We start from the raw sequence: 18,575 nt of genomic DNA, 5'->3' as shown, positions 1-18,575 counted from the left end.
ATCATGAGCAGCACAACCCCCGGCTCGACGCCGCCCGGAGAGCCCTCGAGCGCCTCCGGACAGGACGTGGATCACCAGCCGTCCGAGCTGATCCCCCCGTCGCCGGCAACGGAGACCGACACCTCGTTCGATCGCCAGCATCACCTGCTCGACTCGCTGCGCGACTCCCTGACCCGCGCTCAGCCCGAGACCCGCAGGGGCCTCGACAAGGTCGTCTTCGGCTGCGCAGCCGTTCTTGCCGTGGTCTTCGTGGCGTGGGGCCTCATCAATCCCTCGGGCCTGGGGGCGGTGGCCGATCACCTCCTGGCCGGGACCATCACGGACTTCGGCTGGCTCTACGTCATCGCCGCCACCGTCTTCGTCGTCTTCGTGATCTTCCTGGCGTTCTCCAAGTTCGGGAAGATCCCCCTGGGACGCGACGGCGAGAAGCCGCAGTTCTCCACGTGGTCGTGGATCTCCATGATGTTCGCCACCGGCATGGGCATCGGCCTGGTCTTCTACGGCGTGGGCGAGCCGCTGTGGTTCTACATGGCGCCGCCGCCCGAGACGGCTGATCCCTCGACCACCGAAGCCATGCGCACCGCCATGGGCACGACCCTGTTCCACTGGACCCTCTACCCCTGGGCCATGTACGCGGTCGTCGGCCTGGGCATGGCCTACGGGACGTTCCGCCTGGGCCGCTCGCAGCTGTTCTCGGCCATGTTCACCTCGGTCTTCGGCCGCCGCTTCGTCAACGGCGTGGGCGGGCGGATCATCAACATCCTTGCGATCCTGGCCACGCTCTTCGGCTCGGCCTGCTCCCTCGGCCTGGGCGCCCTGCAGATCGGCGGCGGCATCAGCTCCGCCGGGATGATGGAGACCGTCACCACCCCGATCCTGGTCGGCATCATCACCGTCCTGACCATCTGCTTCGTGGCCTCGGCCGTGTCCGGCATCGAGCGCGGCATCCAGTTCCTGTCGAACTCCAACATGGTCCTGGCCGTGATCATCGCGCTGATCGTGTTCGTGGCCGGGCCGACCCTGTTCATCCTGGACATCATCCCCAACGCCATCGGCGCCTTCGTGCAGGAGCTGCCGGAGATGGCCTCGCGCACGAACTCCGTCGGCGGCGAGGACATGGCCTCCTGGCTGTCCTCGTGGACGATCTTCTACTGGGCCTGGTGGGTCTCATGGGCCCCCTTCGTGGGCCTGTTCATCGCCCGCATCTCGCGCGGTCGCTCCGTGCGCCAGTTCATCGCCGGCGTGCTCGTCGTCCCCTCGGGCGTCTCGACCATCTGGTTCGCGATCTTCGGCGGCGCGGGCATCGGCCTGCAGCAGCGCGCCGAGTCCGCCGGCGACACCGGCTCCATGCTGGCCCAGCAGACCACGGAGGGCCCGGACATCAACTTCGACGCCATCCTGTTCGACCTGCTCAACGCCCTCCCGCTGAACCCGATCATGACCGGCGTGCTGGTCGTGCTGACCGTCATCCTGATCGGCATCTTCTTCGTGACCGGCGCGGACTCCGCCTCGATCGTCATGGGCGGGCTGTCCGAGAACGGCGCGGAGGAGCCCTCCAAGGGCGGCATCATCTTCTGGGGCGTGGCCACCGGCGCCGTCGCCGCGGTCATGCTGCTGGCAGGCGGCTCGGATCCCTCCGAGGCGCTCAACGGCCTGAAGAACATCACGATCGTCTCGTCGCTGCCCTTCATGATCGTCATGCTGATCCTGTGCCTGGCTCTGTACCGGGACCTGGCCAGCGATCCTCTGGTCCTGCGCACCGAATACGCCCGACAGGTGCTCGTCGACACGGTCGCCCAGGTCCCGCTGGACTCCGACGAGCCGGTGGCCCTGGCCACGACCACGCCCGACACCGGCGAGATCCCGGCCGTGAACGCCGACGGCACGCCGCGCAGCGCTAGCTCCACGGACCCTGAGGACGGCATCGTGATCCGCTCGCAGTCCCTCGGCGTCCCGGGCTCGCGTCCGGGCGGGCCGTGGGACAGCGCCTGGGACAACCCCGACGGCACCCGCTCCGCGGGATCCGAGGGCAGGGACAGCCCGCCGCGGGCCTGAACATCCGCACCACCGGCGGAGGCCGTCGACATCGACCATGTCGACGGCCTCCGCTCGTGCCCTAGGCTCGAGGCGATGCCGTCTTCCGACAAGCGCACCCCCGCCAAGAGCTCACGCCGCTCCGCCTCCGCCGCCCGGCGCAAGCGCCCCGCGCCCCAAGCCGCGCGAAGGCAGCCGGGCTGCGGGCGGATCGGCCCCCGGCCGTTCGAGCGCGAGCCGTTCGGGTGCGGTGCTGCGCGCCTGGCCCGTCTGGGGCGCCCTCGGCCTGCTGATCATCGGCACCGTCGGCACGATCTCGCACAACAGCGACCCCAGCTGCTCGGATCACGGCGGAGCCATCCCCCGCGAGTGGGCCGACGACGTCGCCCATGCCGCCGAGGTCTCGGCCCTGCCGCCCGAGCTCGTGGCCGCGCAGCTGGACGTGGAGAGCCGCTGGGACCCGGAGGCCGAGAGCCCCGTGGGCGCCCAGGGCCTGGCGCAGTTCATGCCCGAGACCTGGGAGCTCTACGGCGAGGGCGAGGCCACGGATCCGGAGGCCTCGATCCGCGCGCAGGGCTACTACCTGCGCGATCTGCGCGAGATGGTCTCCGAGCTCGATCCCGCCGACGAGCAGGAGGAGACCGATCTCGTCCTGGCCGCCTACAACGCCGGGCCCACGGTGGTCCTCGAGGAGGGCGGCATCCCGGAGTACCAGGAGACGCAGAACTACATCGATCAGATCACCGAGCTCTCCGAGACCCGCTACGCCGGGGTCTGCTCCGAGGAGTCCTGAACCACGCCTCCCCAACAGGAACCCCGCGCACGACGACGGCGCCCGCTCCCTCGAGGGGAGCGGGCGCCGTCGCAAGCAGGGGGCGATCCCGGTGATCAGGCGCTGATCAGCGACCGCATGGAGCGCAGGGCCACCGACAGGGCCGCCATGTCCGTGGCGGCATCGCCTCCGGAGCTCGACTCGATCTCCTGGAGGGTGCGTCCCACGCGCTCCAGGGACTGCCGGTTCTCCTCGATCCAGGCCTCGACCTTCTGCTCGGCCGTCTCGCCGTCGGCGCGCAGCGCCATGGCGGTCATGGACGTCAGCGTCGAGTACACGTCCTCGCGCATGGACATGCGCGCCAGGACCTCCCAGCGGGTGGTCTGCGGCAGGCCCGAGATCCGGGTCAGCATCGTCTGGATGCCGAAGCGCTCGTGCAGGGCGAAGTACAGCTGCCCCACGAGCTCGAGGTCCTGATCCTCGCCCTCGGACTCCGCGAGACGCACGATGTCCAGCAGCGAGTAGGAGTCCAGCAGGCGCGACCAGGTCTGCGCGAGCTCCTCCGAGATGCCCTGCTCGAGCGCCAGCTGTTCGCGGCGCTGCGCGGCCTCGGCGTCCTCGGCTCCCAGGAAGGTGAGCCCCTCCCGACGGACCTCGGGGATCTGGGCGAAGGCCTCGACCACCTGCTCGACCGGCTGCTGGGACAGGCCGCGGCTGATGAGCCAGCGCACGGCGCGGTCCAGCAGGCGTCGGACGTCCTGGATCATCTGGATCCACTGCTCGGTCGAGACATCGGCCGGCAGCTCCGCCAGTTGCTGCAGCAGGGGGTCGAGCTCGAAGATCTCGACCGCCGCCAGGAAGGCCGCGGCCAGCTCGCCGGGCTCGCACGAGGTCTGCTCGAGCGCACGGTAGGCGAAGGTGGCCCCGCCCATGTTGATCATCTGGTTGGCCACCAGGGTGCCCACGATCTCGCGGCGCAGCGGGTGCGTCTGCAGATCCTCGCCGAAGCGCTCGCCCATAGCCTCCGGGAAGTAGCGCTGCACGATCCGCGCCGTCCAGGGGTCCTCGGCCAGGTCCGAGCGGATCAGCTCGCCGGAGAGCTGGATCTTGGCGTAGGCCGTGAGCACCGACAGCTCCGGGGCGGTCAGCGGCTCGTCGATCTCGGGGTCCTCGGCACGGGCCTCCAGCTGCTCGTCCGTGGGCAGGTACTCGATCTCGCGGTCCAGGTCCGCGTTCTCCTCGAGCCAGTCCATGAACCGCGCGTAGGTCAGCGCATAGTCATCGGCCTTCCAGCGGTCGACGCTCAGCGTGATGTTCTGCGCCACGTTGGTGCGCAGCACGAGCGAGGCCAGCTCCTCGGTCATGGACTCGATGAACCCGGCGCGCTCGCCCTGGGGGAGCTCCCCCGCCGCGACCATGCGGTCCACGAGGATCTTGATGTTGACCTCGCGGTCGGAGGACTCCACACCGCCGGAGTTGTCGATCGCGTCCGTGTTGATCAGCACGCCGTTCTGAGCGGCCTCGATGCGGCCCAGCTGGGTCGCGCCCAGGTTGCCGCCCTCGCCGATGACCCGCACGCGGACGTCGGCGCCGTTGACTCGGATCGCGTCGTTGGCCTTGTCGCCCACATCGGCATTGGTCTCGGTCGAGGCCTTGAAGTACGTGCCGATGCCGCCGTTGTAGAACAGGTCCACGGGCGCCTTGAGGATCGCGCGCATCAGTTCCGGCGGGGCCATCTCCGTGGTGCCCTCCGGCAGGCCCAGGACCTCGCGGACCCGCTCGGAGACCGGGATCGACTTGGACGACCGCGAGTGGACGCCGCCGCCGTCGGAGATCAGGGAGGCGTCGTAGTCCTTCCACGACGACGGCCCCATCTCGAAGACCCGCTTGCGCTCGGCGAAGGAGGCCGCAGGATCCGGATCCGGGTCCAGGAAGATGTCGCGGTGGTCGAACGCGGCCACGAGCTTGATGTGCTCGGAGAGCAGCATGCCGTTGCCGAAGACGTCGCCGGACATGTCGCCCACGCCCACGACCGTGAAGTCCTGGGTCTGGGTGTCGTGGCCGAGCTCGAAGAAGTGGCGCTTGACCGACTCCCACGCACCGCGGGCGGTGATGCCCATGGCCTTGTGGTCGTAGCCCACCGAGCCGCCGGAGGCGAAGGCGTCGCCGAGCCAGAAGCCGCGCTCCAGGCTGATGGCGTTGGCGGTGTCCGAGAACTTGGCAGTGCCCTTGTCCGCGGCGACCACCAGGTACGAGTCGTCTCCGTCGCGGCGCACCACTGCCTCCGGGACGACCACACGGTCCTCGCCGTCCTCCTGCGGGACCAGGTTGTCGGTCACGTCCAGCAGCGAGCCGATGAACTCCTTGTAGGCGTCCTTGCCGGCCTCGCCCCAGGCCCCGCGATCCTGCGCCGGATCCGGCAGCTGCTTGGGGAAGAAACCGCCCTTGGCGCCGTCGGGGATGATCACGGAGTTCTTGACCATCTGCGCCTTGACCAGGCCCAGGACCTCGGTGCGGAAGTCCTCGCGGCGATCGGACCAGCGCAGCCCGCCGCGCGAGACCGGGCCGAAGCGCAGGTGCGTGCCCTCCACGCGCGGCGACCACACCCAGATCTCGTGGCGCGGACGCGGCAGCGGTGCCGCGGAGATGCGCCGCGGCTCGAGCTTCAGCGCGATCGCGGGCCGGTCCTGCTGGTAGGCGTTCGTGCGCGCGGTGGCGCAGACGACCTCCACGAGGGTGCGCAGGAAGCGGTCGGCATCCAGAGAGGGGACCTCGTCCAGGGCGGCCTCGAGCTTCTCTAGCACCTCGGCGCGGGCGGCTTCGCGGGCTTCGTCGTCCGGCTGCCCGTCCTCGCCGGCGAAGCGCTGCGGGTCGAACGAGGTCTCGAACAGTTCGACGATCCCCCGGGTGACCTGCGGCTGGGCCAGCAGCGTGTCCGACATGAACTCGAAGGAGTGCGGGACGCGCAGCTGCAGCAGGTACTTCACGTAGGCGCGCAGCACGGCGATCGAGCGCCAGTGCATGCGCTCGGCGAGCACGAGCCGGTCCAGGGAGTCCGACTCCGAGCGACCGGAGATCACGGCGCAGAGGATCTCCTCGATGAGGTCCTCGGTGCGAGCGTCGTCGGGGCCCACGGCATCCACGCCGTCAGGCAGCTCGACGCCGAAGTCGTAGAGCTGGAACTCGCGGCCGTCGCCGGTGCGGATCTGGTACGGCTTCTGGTCCAGCACCGTGAGCCCGAGGTTCTGCTCCATGGGCAGCATCTCGGTCAGCGTGAGGCTGCGGGTCAGGTAGACGTTGACGCGCACGGGCTCGCCCTCGGCCGTGGACGGCGCCACGCGCACCTCGGCGGGCAGCGCCTCGTCACGGCCCCACAGCATCTCGCAGCGGCGCAGGTCCTCGATGGCCTCGTCGATCTCGTAGTGGGCTCGGTAGTCCGCGGGGAACGCCTCCGCCCAGCGCTGCACGTATTCCCGGGCGCGCTCGGAGTCGAAGAGCTCCTCGATCTCCATGGACAGCGCCTCGGGCCACGAGCGGGCGGCCTTGCGCACCTTCAGCTGCAGGTCCTCGTGATCCACCGGCGGCGGGGTGTCCTGCGGCAGGCGCAGCCGGAAGAAGAGCCGGGCCAGCGAGGAGGTCGACAGCGAGACGTCGAAGTCGACGTCCACCGCGCCGTAGGCCTCGGTGAGGATCTCCGAGATCCGCGCGCGGACCTCGGTGTTGTAGCGATCGCGCGGCAGGTAGACGACAGCCGAGACGAAGCGCCCGAAGAGGTCCGTGCGGCAGAACAGGCGGGTCACGCGTCGCTCGTCGAGCTCGACGACCCCGCGGGCGGCCCGCACGGCCTCCTCCACGGACATGTGCAGCAGCTCGTCGCGCGGGTACTCCTCGAGCACGGACTGCAGGTCGCGCTCCGAATGGGAGTCGGGGCGGAAGCCGAAGGACTCGGCCACGGCACGGACCTTGTCCCGCACCCACGGGGTGTTGCGGGCCGAAGTCGAGTACGCCTTGCGGGCGAACAGGCCCAGGATCAGGTACTCGCCGTCGACCTGGCCGTCCGCGTCGAAGCGGCGCACGCCGATGTAGTCGAGGTAGTCGTTGCGGTGCAGTCCCGAACGGGTGTTCGCCTTGGTCACGAACATCGCCTGGCGATCGCGCGCGTGCTCGGCGGCCTGGACCGTCAGGCGTCGCGGACGTCCGGACTTCTCCTCCGTCTCTGTGAGGATGCCCAGGCCGCTGCCCTCCACGGAGGACAGGTACAGGCCCTCGTCGTCCTCGCGGAGGTCGTACTCCTTGACGCCCATGAGCACGAAGCGCCCGTCGAGCAGCCAGGTCAGGAACTCCTGGGCCGGCTCGACGTCGTCGAGCTGCGAGCGCATGGGGCTCAGGGAGTCGTTGACGCTGCCGACCCAGCGGACCATGTCGTCGTGATCCGCATCGATCTGCGCGACCGTGCGCAGTGCGGGGCGCAGGCCCTCGATGAGCTCCTGCGCCTGGGACTCGTCCAGGTGCTCGGCCAGCTCGACCTGTATCCAGGACTCCGCCGCGGACGTCTCGCCGAGGGCCCCCACGATCGGGATGGTCTGCGTGTCGCCGCTGGAGATAGCACGGACGTCCTCGAGCTCGTCGACGGAGCGCAGCTCGCCGTCGTCGTCGCGGGTGGCCCGCAGGATGGGGTGCACCACCAGGCGCGCGCCGCCCCAGTCACCGGCGATCCGGGCGTTGAGCGTGGAGACCAGGTAGGGGACGTCGTCGGCGACGATCAGCACGACCGTGCGCGAGCCCTCGTCCAGGGTGGTGATCAGGACCTCGCCGCGCTCGCGGTGCTGGGCGAGCTCGCGGTGGCGCTGGGCACGGGCCGCGAGCACGTCCTCGCCGCGCCTGTCGAGATCCTGTGCCGGAGCGCCGGCGTAGTAGGTCCGCATCCAGGGCTCGGAGCCCGGCCGCGGATGCCGCCGCCCTCCGGAGTCCTGCGCGTCTGCGGTCGAGGGGTCGGGACGGTCCTGGGACTCTGCCACTGGGGAATCACACCTTTGTGAAGTCGTGAGCTGGTCATCCGCTTCTGGCGGCCGATTCGGCCACTGTAGCCGGGGGACAGCAGCCGTGACAGGGACACGACGGCGCTCGAGTCCGCGCGCCCAGACGGCCGCGGCCACCGCGCGCCGCCGACGCCCCCAGCGCGGCCTGCGGCCCACCCCGACGACGGCCCGCCGAGCCCGATCGACGGAGCATCGCCGCTGGTCACGACCCTCTTCATGCATCTGAGGCAGTTCACGCGCAGGTCATCCGACGGACCCCAGCGCCTCGCCCGAGGGTCACCTCAAGCTCAGGGGCGATTCCTAGTCTCGGCAGGGCCTGCCCAGGCGGCATCCAGCCTCTGCTCCTTCGGACCGCCCGCAGGCCCGCACTGCCCCGCATGCATCTCCCACCCTCCGCTGGAAAGGCTGCTCCCATGCCCACGAACCTCACGCTGCGCACCGCCGCGCTCGGCGCCGTCCTGGCCCTGGCCGCTTCATCCGTCCCGGCCGCCGTCGCGGCTCCCGCCACCGCTGCCCCGTCGGACGAGCGGGCCTCGCAGGCGGAGGACTTCGACCTGCAGTCCCACCGCGGCGGGCGCGCCGAGTGGACGGAGTCGTCCCTGACCGCCTTCTCCCGCTCGCTCGAGCTCGGCGTCACGACCCTCGAGCTGGACACGCACCTCACCGAGGACGACGTCGTCATGGTGTGGCACGACGACACCATCCAGCCGGAGAAGTGCCAGGACACCGGCCCGGTCACCCCCGGCGATCCGGACTACCCCTACGTGGGCGATCGCTTCCGCGAGCTGACCTACGCGCAGATCCAGACCCTGGACTGCGGCTACCAGCAGCTGCCCGGCTACCCGGTGCAGGACAACATCGAGGGCAACCGCATCGCGACCCTCGAGGAGGTCTTCGCCGTGGCCGTCCAGCACGGGGCTCAGGACGAGATCCGCTGGAACATCGAGACCAAGGTCGAGGACCCCGCGAACACCCCCGAGCGCGAGGCGCTGGTCGGCGGCGTCATGGCCACGATCCAGGAGCACGGCTGGCCCGAGCGCACCACGCTGCAGTCCTTCGACTGGGCGGCCCTGGACCAGGTCCGCGAGATCGATCCGGACATGACCCTGGTGGCCCTGGCGGAGTCGGAGAACCCGGTCGGCGCCGGCATCGACCCGCAGGATGCCGCTGATCGCGGCTACGACGTCTGGTCGCCGGCCCACTCGCTGCTCACGGAGGAGAACATCGCCGAGGCCCACGAGCTCGGCCTCGTCGTGACCCCGTGGACGGTGAACAACCGGGCCGACATGGAGCGGCTGATCGACTGGGGCGTGGACGGCATCATCACGGACTACCCCTCCACGCTGCGCGACGTCATGGCCGATAGCGGCTGGGCCCTGCCGAAGGCCTACCCGCTGGTCGAGCAGCCGCAGTTCGGCCGCGGCGCTGAGACCCGCGCCGAGCGCGAGCACACCGGCGCGGCGCGCTCGGTCGAGGATGTGCGCGAGCGCTCCGAGACCGCCCGCGAGCGCTACACCCGCTGAGCGGATCGGCTGCGGCGACGCCCGCGGTCCGGCGACGACGACGGCCGGCTCCCCCGCGCGGGGAGCCGGCCGTCGTCGTCGCGCGCGAGGACCGGGCGGATCAGCCGATCCACTCCTCCTGCAGCTGCAGGACCTGCGTGTTGATGATCCGGGGGTGGGTGTCACCGCTCCAGTGGTTCAGGGCGATGCGGATCAGGGACCCGTGGGTGACCATGAGGACGTCGCGCCCGGGATGATCGGCGGCGACCTGCTGCACGGCCTGCAGGGCCCGGGCCACGAGCTCGTCCTCCGGCTCGGCCGGGCCCATGAGCTCGGCGTACTCCTCCGGGGTGAGGTTCTCGTTGTGCTTGCCCTCGGTGGAGCCGAACGACCGTTCGATGAGGCCGTCGTAGGTCCCGCCGAACTCCGCGCCCAGCGTCTCGGCCACGATCTGCCCCGTCTCGCGCGCACGGGACAGGGGCGAGGTGACCACCGCATCCCAGCTCTCGCCCTCGTCGAGCATGCGCTGGGCGGCGTCGCGGGCCTGCTGGCGGCCCGTCTCGTTGAGCGGGACGTCCGTGCGGCCCTGGAAGCGCATGGCGCGGTTCCAGTCGGTCTCGCCGTGGCGCATGAACGCGAGCATCTGCTCTCCTGCCCGACCCCGTGCGGGGCCACGATGTCTGCTGGGGCGAGCCGGGCTCGCCTGCTCGGGCCGGTCCGGACAGACTGGGGCCATGAGCGATTCCAGCACCAGTGTCCCCCAGCCCTCGGACTCCCGCGATGACCCGGGCCTCACCCGGCTGATCTACGGCGCCATGCCCCTGGGCGGCTCGTGGAGCGCCGATGATCCGCTGACGGAGGAGCAGGAGGAGGTCGGCTTCGCGGCCCTCGATGCCGCCGAGGAGGCGGGGTACCGCGACCTGGATCTGGCCGACATCTACGCGGCGGGCAAGTCGGAGACCGTCGTCGGCCGCTGGCTGGCCCAGGACCCGCAGCGACGGCAGCGGATGCAGGTGCAGACCAAGGCGGGGATCCGGATCCCGGGCGGCACAGCCGCCGGCGATGCGCCCATGCACTACCGGCTCGACGCCGCCACGGTGCGAGGGTCGCTCGAGAAGTCGCTGACCCGGCTCGGGCTGGAGTCCGTGGAGCGGTTCTTCATCCACCGCTGGGACCCGCTGGCCGATCTCGACGAGCTCGGGGCCGCACTGGATGCGATCGTCGACGAGGGACTGGCCCGCCGCGTGGCGGTGTCGAACATGCCGTGGGATCGCCTGCAGCTGCTCCAGCAGGCCATGAACAGCCCCCTCGGTGCGGCCCAGGTCCAGCTCAGCCTGGATCACCGCGATCTGATCGAGGCCCAGATCCTGTGGAACCATGCCGAAGGCCGCACGACGGTGCAGGACGGGACGTTCCTGGAGCGCTGCGCCCGCGCCGGCATCGAGGTCCAGGCCTGGGGATCGATGGCGCGGGGGATCTTCACCGGAGCACCCTCCCCTTCTTCGACCGACGAGGTCCGCAATCTGCAGCCCACGATCGAGCTCGTGCGGCAGCTGGCCCAGGAGCTGGACTGCTCGCGCGAGGCGGTGGTGCTGGCCTGGCTGATGCGCCTGCCCCAGCGGATCCGCCCGGTGATCGGCACCACCAGCTCCGATCGCATACGCGCCTGCGTCCAGGCGGATGCTGTCGCCTCGAATATGACGCACGAGCAGTGGTACCGGCTCTGGAACGTCGCACGCGGCCACGACGTGCCATAGCCGCAGGTCACGGGCAGCTCGGCAGCTCGCTGTGGACCGACCAGGGGACAGCCGCCCCCCGAGCTGAGGTTGAATCTGCATACTGGCTTGCCAGAGCGTCCGTGGTGCCGGTAATTTGCGATCGAAATACCGACGGACGACGTCGCCAGGCCCCCACCTGGGCATCGTCCGGCGCGGGGAGGAGCACCACCATGAGCACCACTTCCGACGAGTCCGCCCATCGGACCGCCATGCCCTTCCTCGGGGTCGACCCCGAGTCGCTGAGCCTGAGGCACCGCATCCCCCGGCTCCCGGCGCTGGCCGTGCGCACGCAGGAGCTGCCACAGCTGGACGATGCCTCCGTCGAGCTGCGACTGCTCGGCACCGGACACCAGCTCGTGCTGCGCCTGGGCGATTCGGAGTGGATCGAGACCCTGGCGCAGATGCCCGGGCTCATCCCCCACCTGCCCACCGAGGCACATCTGGACGCACCCCTGCCCGGCCTCGGCGCGTACGAGATCCGCTGCACGCTCACGGAGCACTCCGAGCGCGGCCTGGCCAAGCAGCGCGAGCGCTTCCACCTCCAGAGCGAGACCGCCCAGGCCTCGCTGCTGCTGCGCGGGGCCGACGGCGCCGCCGCTGCGGCGTGCCTCTACCTGCCCGAGGGCCACGACGAGCTGCGGTGGCGCACCTGGCGCACCCAGCCCGAGACCGGACGTCTGGTGCAGACGGTCAGCACCCTGCAGCTGCCGGCTGTGGTCGGGCATCAGCTGCGCGCCAGCTGAGACGGCGTCCCGCCGCCAGGGACTGCCGCGCCGCCGTCGGACCCGTACCGGTTCTCAGCTGAACAGCGGGTCGCCCGTATACGGAGCCAGCAGCTCGCGCTGGGCCGGCTGCAGGCGCAGCACGGTCTGGGACTGCGGGTCGAAGAACGCGAGCTGCGTGTGCGCGCGGATGCACCATTCGCCCGTGCGCGGGTCGGCGATCTCGATGCCGAGGATCAGCGCTGCGCCGGCCGCCTTGACGATGCGCACGCGCGTGGGCGCGGGGATGTTGCTGTACTCGAGCGGACGCACGTAGCGCACGCGATGCTCCACCACGAGGGCCTGGGTGCCCTCCGGGAGGGCGTCGAAGAGCTGGACCCGCGCCGGCCGCGCCTGGTTCCCGGTGCCCACGGGCACGCCGAAGGCCTCGATGCGCGCCTCTTCGAGCATGCGCACGACCTCCACGTTGTTGATGTGGCCGTAGGCATCCATGTCGCCCCAGCGCATGGGGATCTGAACGACGACGCCCGGGCCGTCCTGGGCGATCTCGGGCGCAGCAGATGTGTGTTCGGACATGTTGCGGGATCCTTCCGGGTGGGGGCCCCAGAATAGAGGCTGCGGCACGACGACCCGCATCGGACCAGAGAAGATGAGCATCACCATGAGCACGACCACTCGCACCGGCACGCGGAGCACTCGCCGCCGTCGGCGCCTGAGGGCCCTCGGGCTCGGCGCCGGCGTCCTGGTGCTCGTCTGGCTGGTGGTGTGCACCGTCGTGGTGCTGCACCCGGACGTCACCGAGGACCCCCAGCCCGCCGACGCGGTCTTCGTGCTCGGGCCCGCCGACGAGGCCCGCGTGGCCCACGCCCGTGACCTGATGGACCAGGGGCTCGCCCCCACCGTCGTGTACGCGACCCCGCAGGGGGACTTCGGCGGCGGCGGCGAGGCGGCGACCGACGAGATCGGCAAGCCGCACTGCGATCAGGGCAAGGACTACGAGGTCATCTGCTTCGAGCCGGACCCCTCCACCACGCAGGGCGAGGCCATGAAGATGCGCGAGCTGGTGGCCGAGCGGGGCTGGGACAACATCATCGTGATCACCATGCGCCCCCACGTCTCCCGCGCCCAGCTGATCGTGGACCGGTGCTACAGCGGTGAGACCCAGTGGTCCCCGATCGACTACGTCGACGACTACTGGCGCTACCCCTGGATGACGTTCAAGGCCTACGTCTACCAGTCCGCCGGCTTCCTCAAGGCCTGGGCCACCCCGGGCTGCGACACCCAGCTGCCCGGCAATCCCAAGTCGATCTGAGGCCCTTCAGACGCTGATCCGAGGCCACCGCCGACGTCGACCTGGGGCCCCGACGACCCGAATTGGCGCGCGAGCGCGGACTCGGGTACGCTATCCGTCGTTGCCCGCAGGGATGAGAGTCGCTGCGAACCACGAGCGCGAGTGGCGGAATTGGCAGACGCGCACGGTTCAGGTCCGTGTGCCCGAGAGGGCGTGGGGGTTCAAGTCCCCCCTCGCGCACGACTGTGATGTCTCAGTACATCGGAAACACCCCGAACCCCCGGTTCGGGGTGTTTTTCGTTGTGGCTGGTACTTCCGCGTGGGGTCCAGGGTGAGCTCGCGGAGGATCTCTCCGGTGGCCTTGGCCACGATGGCGATCTCGCGGTCCTCAACGATCAGAACGACGTGGGTTCGGGCGTGGGCTCGGTGATCCGGACGGGAAACGTGCCGATGACCTGCTGAACCGTGACTTCACCGCGGCGGCTCCGAACCTGGTCTGGGTCACGGACTTCACCTACGTCCGCACCTGGGCGGGATTCGTCTATGTCGCGTTCGTCCTGGACGTGTTCGCCCAGCGGATCGTGGGCTGGCACGCGTCCTCGAGCAAGAAGGTCGACTTGGTCATGACGCCGCTGCGGATCGCGCTATGGCAGCGAGAACGGGAAGGAAACCCCATCTCACCAGGAGATCTGATCCACCACAGCGACGCCGGATCTCAGTACACAGCGATTCGGTTGACCGAGCATCTCGCGCTCAAGGGCATCGCCCCGTCGATCGGGACCGTCGGCGACGCCTACGATAACGCCCTGATGGAGACGGTGAACGGGCTCTACAAGGCCGAGTGCATCCGCACCACCGCCTTCCACACCGGCCCGTTCCGGATGCTCTCAGACGTCGAGTTCGCGACCGCCGGCTGGGTCGACTGGTACAACAACCGGCGACTGGTCGGCACCCTCGGGATGCTCACCCCGATAGAGTTCGAGAAGCTCCACTACGAGGCCCTCACCCGAGAGTCCGAACCCGCAAAGTAGCGGCATCAAACCTGGGCCGGTTCACTCCAGCTACCACGACCTCTGGCACGTCGAGCAGTCGTTCCGGATGAGCAAGACAGACCTCCAGGCCAGACCCATGTTCCACCGGCAACGCGACGCCATCGAAGCTCACCTGACGGTCGTGTTCACCGCTCTCGCGGTCGCGCGATCCATGCAGAACACGACCGGGCTGAGCCTGAAGAAGATCATCACGACCCTGCGTCCGATCCAATCCGCGCTGCTCCGCGCCGGCTCACACACCCAGCTGATCCCTCCGCACATCCCTGAGAACGCCGCCCTGATCATCAATCAGATCACCGGAAAACCGGGACACTAAGCCAATGCATCAAGTCAGGACAGGGATTCCCGCTGGCCCCGGCAGTAACACCTACGTACGCGCCAGCGAGTACGTAGGAAACGCCCGGCGCACAATCGGCCGTCGCGGATACGTCGACGAGTCCAGTCTCGATCTATGAGCAGGGCAGCCCCGCGGCCGTTCCGTAAACGAACATTTCCGGTATCGGGAAGCGCAACACCTGCCAGCCGGTGTCGGAAATGGCGTTTCCCCCGGAACGGGGTTATGACTCGGTGACCGTTTCTGAGACCGGTGTGCGCGTGGGGTTATTGGCGGGTCCGCAACCTCCGCACGAGCGTCTCAGGTGCTGCGTGAACCCTGCATCCTCAAGGATCGCGCACCGGGTGCGACAGCGAGTTCGCCGTCGTCGAGCGCGATGGGTGGGGTTCCTGCGACGACCACGTCGGCTCGTTCCCACGGTCGCTGTCGCCGCAGGAACTGCAACTCCTCCGCCATCCACTCGTGCCAGAAAGCGATGGTTTGCTCGGTGTCCCCGTTGACCCCCTCCGCGATGTCGCGAGCGATGCCGCGTTCCTCGGCTGCGGCGAAGTCGGACTGCACCCACACCGTGACATCAATGAGGTCTTCCAGCTCTCGTTGGCTGGCTCCTACACCTTCGACGACAACTAAATCCAGGTCGGAGGAGATATCGATCGTCCCGTCCCGTCCGTGGAGTGCCCAGGCAGGCGGGCGGAAGGAGACGTCTTCCCGGCGGTGCAAGGGTTGTAAGAGGTGGTCAGCCAGAAGATGGCCCCACGCGAAGTAGGGCTCGTACCAGGCGACGTCATCTGTGTGGATGATCGCTGAACGGGGCACCTGCTGGCAGAGCCGCTTAGCTAACGTTGACTTGCCGGACGCGCCGCGGCCGTCTACAGCCACGATTCGCGGCCGCTCAGCCGGCGTTCCCGCTGCCCGGAACAACAGGTGAACGAGGTCGGCCTGAGTCATGGCGCTCCAAGGGCCAGCAGCAGGCTCCTCAGGGGGCAACTTCATAGACATGGACTCAGCATGCACTATCACGCATCGAGTTGCCGCTACAACGCTTCCGATTCTGCCGCCAGGCGTCGGGCTACCCACGGCGGCCAAAGGATCGATTGCACTCGGCTGAACTGTGATCGTTCTGGAACCCCTGGTCCGGGGTTGCTCGTGCGAAAACGAAGGTTTCTGGGATGCTCGTCAGGCCCGAAGCTCCTGCAGGTCGTGGCGTCCTGAAAAGTGGTCCCATTACCTGTGCGGTCCAGAGTGCCCCGGCGCCGCCCGCCCCCAAGGCTCCCATGGCACCCCGACCGCGCCCACCGAGCGCGGACGTGAACGCGTGGATCGACGGCTTCTACCACCACTACGACCGCATCCCACCGCGCGACGAGATACGGCACGCCTTCCACGAGCTGACCCAGTCCGATGCAGAGCAGTACCTACGCGACGCCCAGAGCCGGCTGTGGAATCGCGAGTCGTGAAGACGCGCGACCGAGCGATCGTGACCGGGCCAGCGTTGCGTGCCGGCGGGTGAGCTCAGCCCACGTCTAGGTGTAGGAGGGCATGACGTTGTTGACACGAGCCGGCGTGCGTGAGGCCGGGGGCTGATCACCACAGGACGTATGCGGGCGATGGTAGTTGTAGTGATTCACCCACACCTTCACGGCCTGCCGACGGGCCTGCTCAGAGTCATAGGCCCTCGCGTAGAGGACCTCATCGACCATCAGCCGGTTATAGCGCTCGATCTTGCCGTTATGCCGAGGCGTGTACGGGCGGATCCGCTGATGCCGGCCCGCCAGCGACTGCACCGTACGGATGAAGTCGGCGGCGCGATAGTTGTTCCCGTTGTCCGTGACCACCCGCTCCAGGTCGGTGATCCCGTGAGCGGCGAAGAACACCCGCGCCCGGGAGAAGAACCCGATTGTGGTCGCAGCACGCTCGTCAGCTAGGGCCTCGGTGTAGGCCAGGCGCGTGTGCCCATCGATGGCCGAGTGCAGGTACGTGTAGCCGACTCGCCCCTGGCGCTTGGAGGCCAGAGCCGCTTGGCTGCCACGGCCATGGGCCCACCAGCCGCCGCCATCGGGGATGCGCCCGAGCTTCTTCACATCCAGGTGCACCATCTGCCCCGGCCGCCTCGTGCGAATGCGCTGTGGCGCCCGGCGCAGCTGTTCCCCGGCCGGGGTGAGATCCCGCAGTCGGGAGATCCCGAGTCGGTGCAGCCACCGGCCCACGGTGCGCAGATGCAGGTCATGGCCTTCGGCGCGCAGGTGGTGATGGATCCGTCGGGCTGACCACTTCCGTTCCCTGCGCAGGTCCTCGATCAGCCCGATGAGCAGCGGATCGAGCTGACCGGTGGTCGTGTGCGGTCGGCTGGTGCGGTCCTTCAGCCCCGGGGCGCCCTCAGCGCGGTAACGGGCCACCCAGGTCGTCACAGTCGGGCGGGAGACGCGGAACTCCGCGGCCACGTGGGCGATGGGGATGCCGCCATGGAGGTGGCGTTCGATCATGCGCAGGCGGCCGGTCGGGGTCAGTGGTGCATTAGCGTGGGGCATGAGCGGGCTCTGTCTTCCGTGGATGGGTTGTGTAGGAACTTCCATCCTGTGGCTAAGGGGCCCGCTCGCCTCATCTGAGCACGCCGCTGGTGACAAGAACCTCATGCCCCACAACATCTAGGGGCAGACGATGAAGGTGTGGGTTGTGTACTCGGTTTCCACAGCCAGGCCATCACGGACGATCAACGGGGGCCCACCCCCTCTCCGTGGTATTGGCCGGCGCATGAGCACTCGCAGTCCCAGCGTGTCTCAGGCGAGGCGTTCCAGCATGCCTCCACGCACGTCGTCTGGGTTGCCCCGTGGAGGGTGACTTCCACCCGGGTCCCGAGCTCGCCCGGTAGCTGCTCGATCAGGGCTCGGAAGTGTTCGCGTGCGACCTCGAAGCACTTCTCGTCCCTGTTGTACCTGGGGCGAGTCTGCTCTCCGCAGATCCGCTTGAGGAGGTCACGGTTCCCCGACCCTGGCTGGTAAGGAATCTTGACCTTCGTGCGCCCTCTGAGGGGTCGAACGATGCTCGCCATGCCCACAACGTAGCGCTTTCCTAGGAAGCCCACGGCATGATGGGCCGATGACATCAGCGCCGGCCCTTGTGATCCTCCGTGGAAACTCGGCGTCGGGGAAGTCCACCATCGCCCGGAAGGTTCAACACGACCTTCCCCGAGGGCGTATCGCAGTGATCGGCCAAGACCCCGTACGTCGAGAAGTCCTCTGGGAAGAAAACGACAACCCCGTGTCGACTATCGCGCTGACCGAGGTCATGGTGCTTCACTGCCTCTCGCGGGGGCGCACAGTGATCCTCGAAGGCATCTTCAAAGTGGCGCGCTACGGCCAGATGTTCCAGCGACTGCTCACCGGCCACGACGGGCCGGCTCTCGTGTACTACCTGGATGTGAGCCTCGCTGAGACGCTGCGCCGCCATGCACTCAAGCCCATCGCCGGGATCGTGAGTGACGACGAGGTCGCGTCCTGGTACGTCGAACGCGACACCCTCGGAGTCCCGGGTGAAGTGCTCCTCCCGGAACGCATGAGCGAGGATGCGCTCGTGACGAGGATTCTGAGTGACCTTGCGGCGCTCGGCGTCAGCGGAGGGGCTATGTCCCCTCCGGATCACGCGGCCAGCCACCTGTCGCCCTGAGCCACAGGGTCCTTATTGGGTATACCCCACGGCGCAGATGTGTCACGAAACTGCCGATTCGGACCCTGTGGCACAGGGACGCCTACGGCGCCGTAACTGTCACGCAGGGTGGTGCTCAATGCAGCAGAAGTGTCAGGTTGAGGTGTGCCAACTCGCGCAGCAGTCTCCATAGGCCCGGCCTGGCGCCGGCTCGCTCGTCTCGCAGCCCGCCCAGCGGGATTCACCCGCCCGCCGTCGAGAGGACGCAGCCGACGCCTTCCCGGTCCTGAATCGCCGCCCATGCGTCCCCTCGGCGGCGCTGATCTGCAGGAGCCTGGAGAATCGCGAGAGCTGTCGGGTGTCCGGCTTCGAGCACCGGTCCCGGACATCCGACAGCTCTCATCGGCGC

At 68.9% G+C, this 18,575-nt stretch carries 13 protein-coding genes, 1 tRNA gene and 2 pseudogenes; 11 read left to right on the top strand and 5 right to left on the bottom strand.

What is annotated here, in order from left to right; genetic code table 11:
• Positions 1–3 precede the first annotated feature (3 nt).
• Together OVA15_RS11850 and OVA15_RS11845 are read left to right on the top strand one after the other, a co-directional pair.
• Positions 4–2,055, top strand: a complete 2,052-nt coding sequence (locus OVA15_RS11850; protein ID WP_268145171.1) for a BCCT family transporter — start codon at positions 4–6, stop codon at positions 2,053–2,055.
• 229 nt (positions 2,056–2,284) lie between these two features.
• Entirely contained in the window at positions 2,285–2,827 is a 543-nt protein-coding gene (locus OVA15_RS11845) for a lytic transglycosylase domain-containing protein (protein ID WP_268145169.1), read from the top strand.
• 95 nt (positions 2,828–2,922) lie between these two features.
• On the opposite strand, the gene OVA15_RS11840 is transcribed toward OVA15_RS11845, so the two are convergent.
• The gene (locus OVA15_RS11840; protein ID WP_268145166.1) at positions 2,923–7,824 is read right to left on the bottom strand and encodes an NAD-glutamate dehydrogenase; all 4,902 of its coding nucleotides are present in this window, start codon (positions 7,822–7,824) and stop codon (positions 2,923–2,925) included.
• 434 nt (positions 7,825–8,258) lie between these two features.
• Between OVA15_RS11840 and OVA15_RS11835 the strand changes: the two genes are divergently transcribed.
• On the top strand, positions 8,259–9,368 hold the full coding sequence (locus OVA15_RS11835) for a glycerophosphodiester phosphodiesterase family protein (RefSeq protein WP_268145163.1): 1,110 nt from the start codon (positions 8,259–8,261) through the stop codon (positions 9,366–9,368).
• Positions 9,369–9,468: 100 nt separating this feature from the next.
• Here OVA15_RS11835 and OVA15_RS11830 read toward each other — a convergent pair whose 3' ends face one another.
• Positions 9,469–9,990: a histidine phosphatase family protein gene (locus tag OVA15_RS11830; protein WP_268145161.1), complete on the bottom strand. Its 522-nt coding sequence runs from the start codon at positions 9,988–9,990 to the stop codon at positions 9,469–9,471.
• A gap of 91 nt (positions 9,991–10,081) precedes the next feature.
• Between OVA15_RS11830 and OVA15_RS11825 the strand changes: the two genes are divergently transcribed.
• Positions 10,082–11,104, top strand: a complete 1,023-nt coding sequence (locus OVA15_RS11825) for an aldo/keto reductase (protein WP_268145160.1) — start codon at positions 10,082–10,084, stop codon at positions 11,102–11,104.
• A 191-nt stretch (positions 11,105–11,295) separates the two neighbouring features.
• Positions 11,296–11,868, top strand: a complete 573-nt coding sequence (locus OVA15_RS11820; RefSeq protein WP_006213704.1) for a DUF2617 family protein — start codon at positions 11,296–11,298, stop codon at positions 11,866–11,868.
• A gap of 54 nt (positions 11,869–11,922) precedes the next feature.
• Here the strand turns inward: OVA15_RS11820 and OVA15_RS11815 are convergent, their stop codons facing one another.
• Positions 11,923–12,423 carry an acyl-CoA thioesterase gene (locus OVA15_RS11815; RefSeq protein WP_268145157.1) on the bottom strand — a complete coding sequence of 167 codons (501 nt, stop codon included), beginning with the start codon at positions 12,421–12,423 and terminating at the stop codon, positions 11,923–11,925.
• Between the two features lie 85 nt (positions 12,424–12,508).
• On the opposite strand from OVA15_RS11815, the gene OVA15_RS11810 reads away from it, so the two are divergent.
• The 4 genes and pseudogenes from OVA15_RS11810 to OVA15_RS11795 all read left to right on the top strand — a co-directional run.
• Complete coding sequence (locus tag OVA15_RS11810; protein WP_268145155.1) at positions 12,509–13,159, top strand: YdcF family protein; 651 nt, start codon at positions 12,509–12,511, stop codon at positions 13,157–13,159.
• 135 nt (positions 13,160–13,294) lie between these two features.
• A tRNA-Leu gene (locus OVA15_RS11805) sits at positions 13,295–13,378 on the top strand.
• A 194-nt stretch (positions 13,379–13,572) separates the two neighbouring features.
• Positions 13,573–14,169, top strand: a pseudogene (locus tag OVA15_RS11800) (IS3 family transposase); the annotation flags it as partial.
• Between the two features lie 19 nt (positions 14,170–14,188).
• A pseudogene (locus OVA15_RS11795) lies at positions 14,189–14,506 on the top strand (IS1634 family transposase); the annotation flags it as partial.
• A 318-nt stretch (positions 14,507–14,824) separates the two neighbouring features.
• On the opposite strand, the gene OVA15_RS11790 reads toward OVA15_RS11795, so the two are convergent.
• Entirely contained in the window at positions 14,825–15,472 is a 648-nt protein-coding gene (locus OVA15_RS11790) for a uridine kinase family protein (RefSeq protein WP_200860716.1), read from the bottom strand.
• Between the two features lie 359 nt (positions 15,473–15,831).
• Here OVA15_RS11790 and OVA15_RS11785 point away from each other — a divergent pair, with 359 nt between their 5' ends.
• Positions 15,832–15,981, top strand: coding sequence for a hypothetical protein (locus OVA15_RS11785; protein WP_006213710.1), 150 nt, complete (start codon positions 15,832–15,834; stop codon positions 15,979–15,981).
• A gap of 66 nt (positions 15,982–16,047) precedes the next feature.
• On the opposite strand, the gene OVA15_RS11780 is transcribed toward OVA15_RS11785, so the two are convergent.
• On the bottom strand, positions 16,048–17,052 hold the full coding sequence (locus OVA15_RS11780; protein ID WP_268145151.1) for an IS481 family transposase: 1,005 nt from the start codon (positions 17,050–17,052) through the stop codon (positions 16,048–16,050).
• Positions 17,053–17,620: 568 nt separating this feature from the next.
• Between OVA15_RS11780 and OVA15_RS11775 the strand changes: the two genes are divergently transcribed.
• Positions 17,621–18,187 (top strand): AAA family ATPase, encoded by a 567-nt coding sequence (locus tag OVA15_RS11775; RefSeq protein ID WP_268145149.1) that lies wholly within the window; start codon positions 17,621–17,623, stop codon positions 18,185–18,187.
• The last annotated feature ends 388 nt before the right edge of the window (positions 18,188–18,575 follow it).

The sequence above is a fragment of the Kocuria sp. SL71 genome, from assembly GCF_026672465.1.
GTDB classification, from domain to species: Bacteria; Actinomycetota; Actinomycetes; order Actinomycetales; family Micrococcaceae; genus Kocuria; species Kocuria palustris.
Note: the sequence above shows the minus strand (reverse complement) of the source record. Positions and strands in the feature narration are given on the sequence as shown.

Excerpts from the sequence above, each read along its gene's own strand:
- OVA15_RS11850 (WP_268145171.1), top strand. The coding sequence starts at position 4 with ATGAGCAGCACAACCCCCGGCTCGACGCCGCCCGGAGAGCCCTCGAGC.
- OVA15_RS11835 (WP_268145163.1), top strand. The coding sequence starts at position 8,259 with ATGCCCACGAACCTCACGCTGCGCACCGCCGCGCTCGGCGCCGTCCTG.
- OVA15_RS11830 (WP_268145161.1), bottom strand. The coding sequence starts at position 9,990 with ATGCTCGCGTTCATGCGCCACGGCGAGACCGACTGGAACCGCGCCATG.
- OVA15_RS11825 (WP_268145160.1), top strand. The coding sequence starts at position 10,082 with ATGAGCGATTCCAGCACCAGTGTCCCCCAGCCCTCGGACTCCCGCGAT.
- OVA15_RS11820 (WP_006213704.1), top strand. The coding sequence starts at position 11,296 with ATGAGCACCACTTCCGACGAGTCCGCCCATCGGACCGCCATGCCCTTC.
- OVA15_RS11815 (WP_268145157.1), bottom strand. The coding sequence starts at position 12,423 with ATGTCCGAACACACATCTGCTGCGCCCGAGATCGCCCAGGACGGCCCG.
- OVA15_RS11810 (WP_268145155.1), top strand. The coding sequence starts at position 12,509 with ATGAGCACGACCACTCGCACCGGCACGCGGAGCACTCGCCGCCGTCGG.
- OVA15_RS11790 (WP_200860716.1), bottom strand. The coding sequence starts at position 15,472 with ATGACTCAGGCCGACCTCGTTCACCTGTTGTTCCGGGCAGCGGGAACG.
- OVA15_RS11780 (WP_268145151.1), bottom strand. The coding sequence starts at position 17,052 with ATGCCCCACGCTAATGCACCACTGACCCCGACCGGCCGCCTGCGCATG.
- OVA15_RS11775 (WP_268145149.1), top strand. The coding sequence starts at position 17,621 with ATGACATCAGCGCCGGCCCTTGTGATCCTCCGTGGAAACTCGGCGTCG.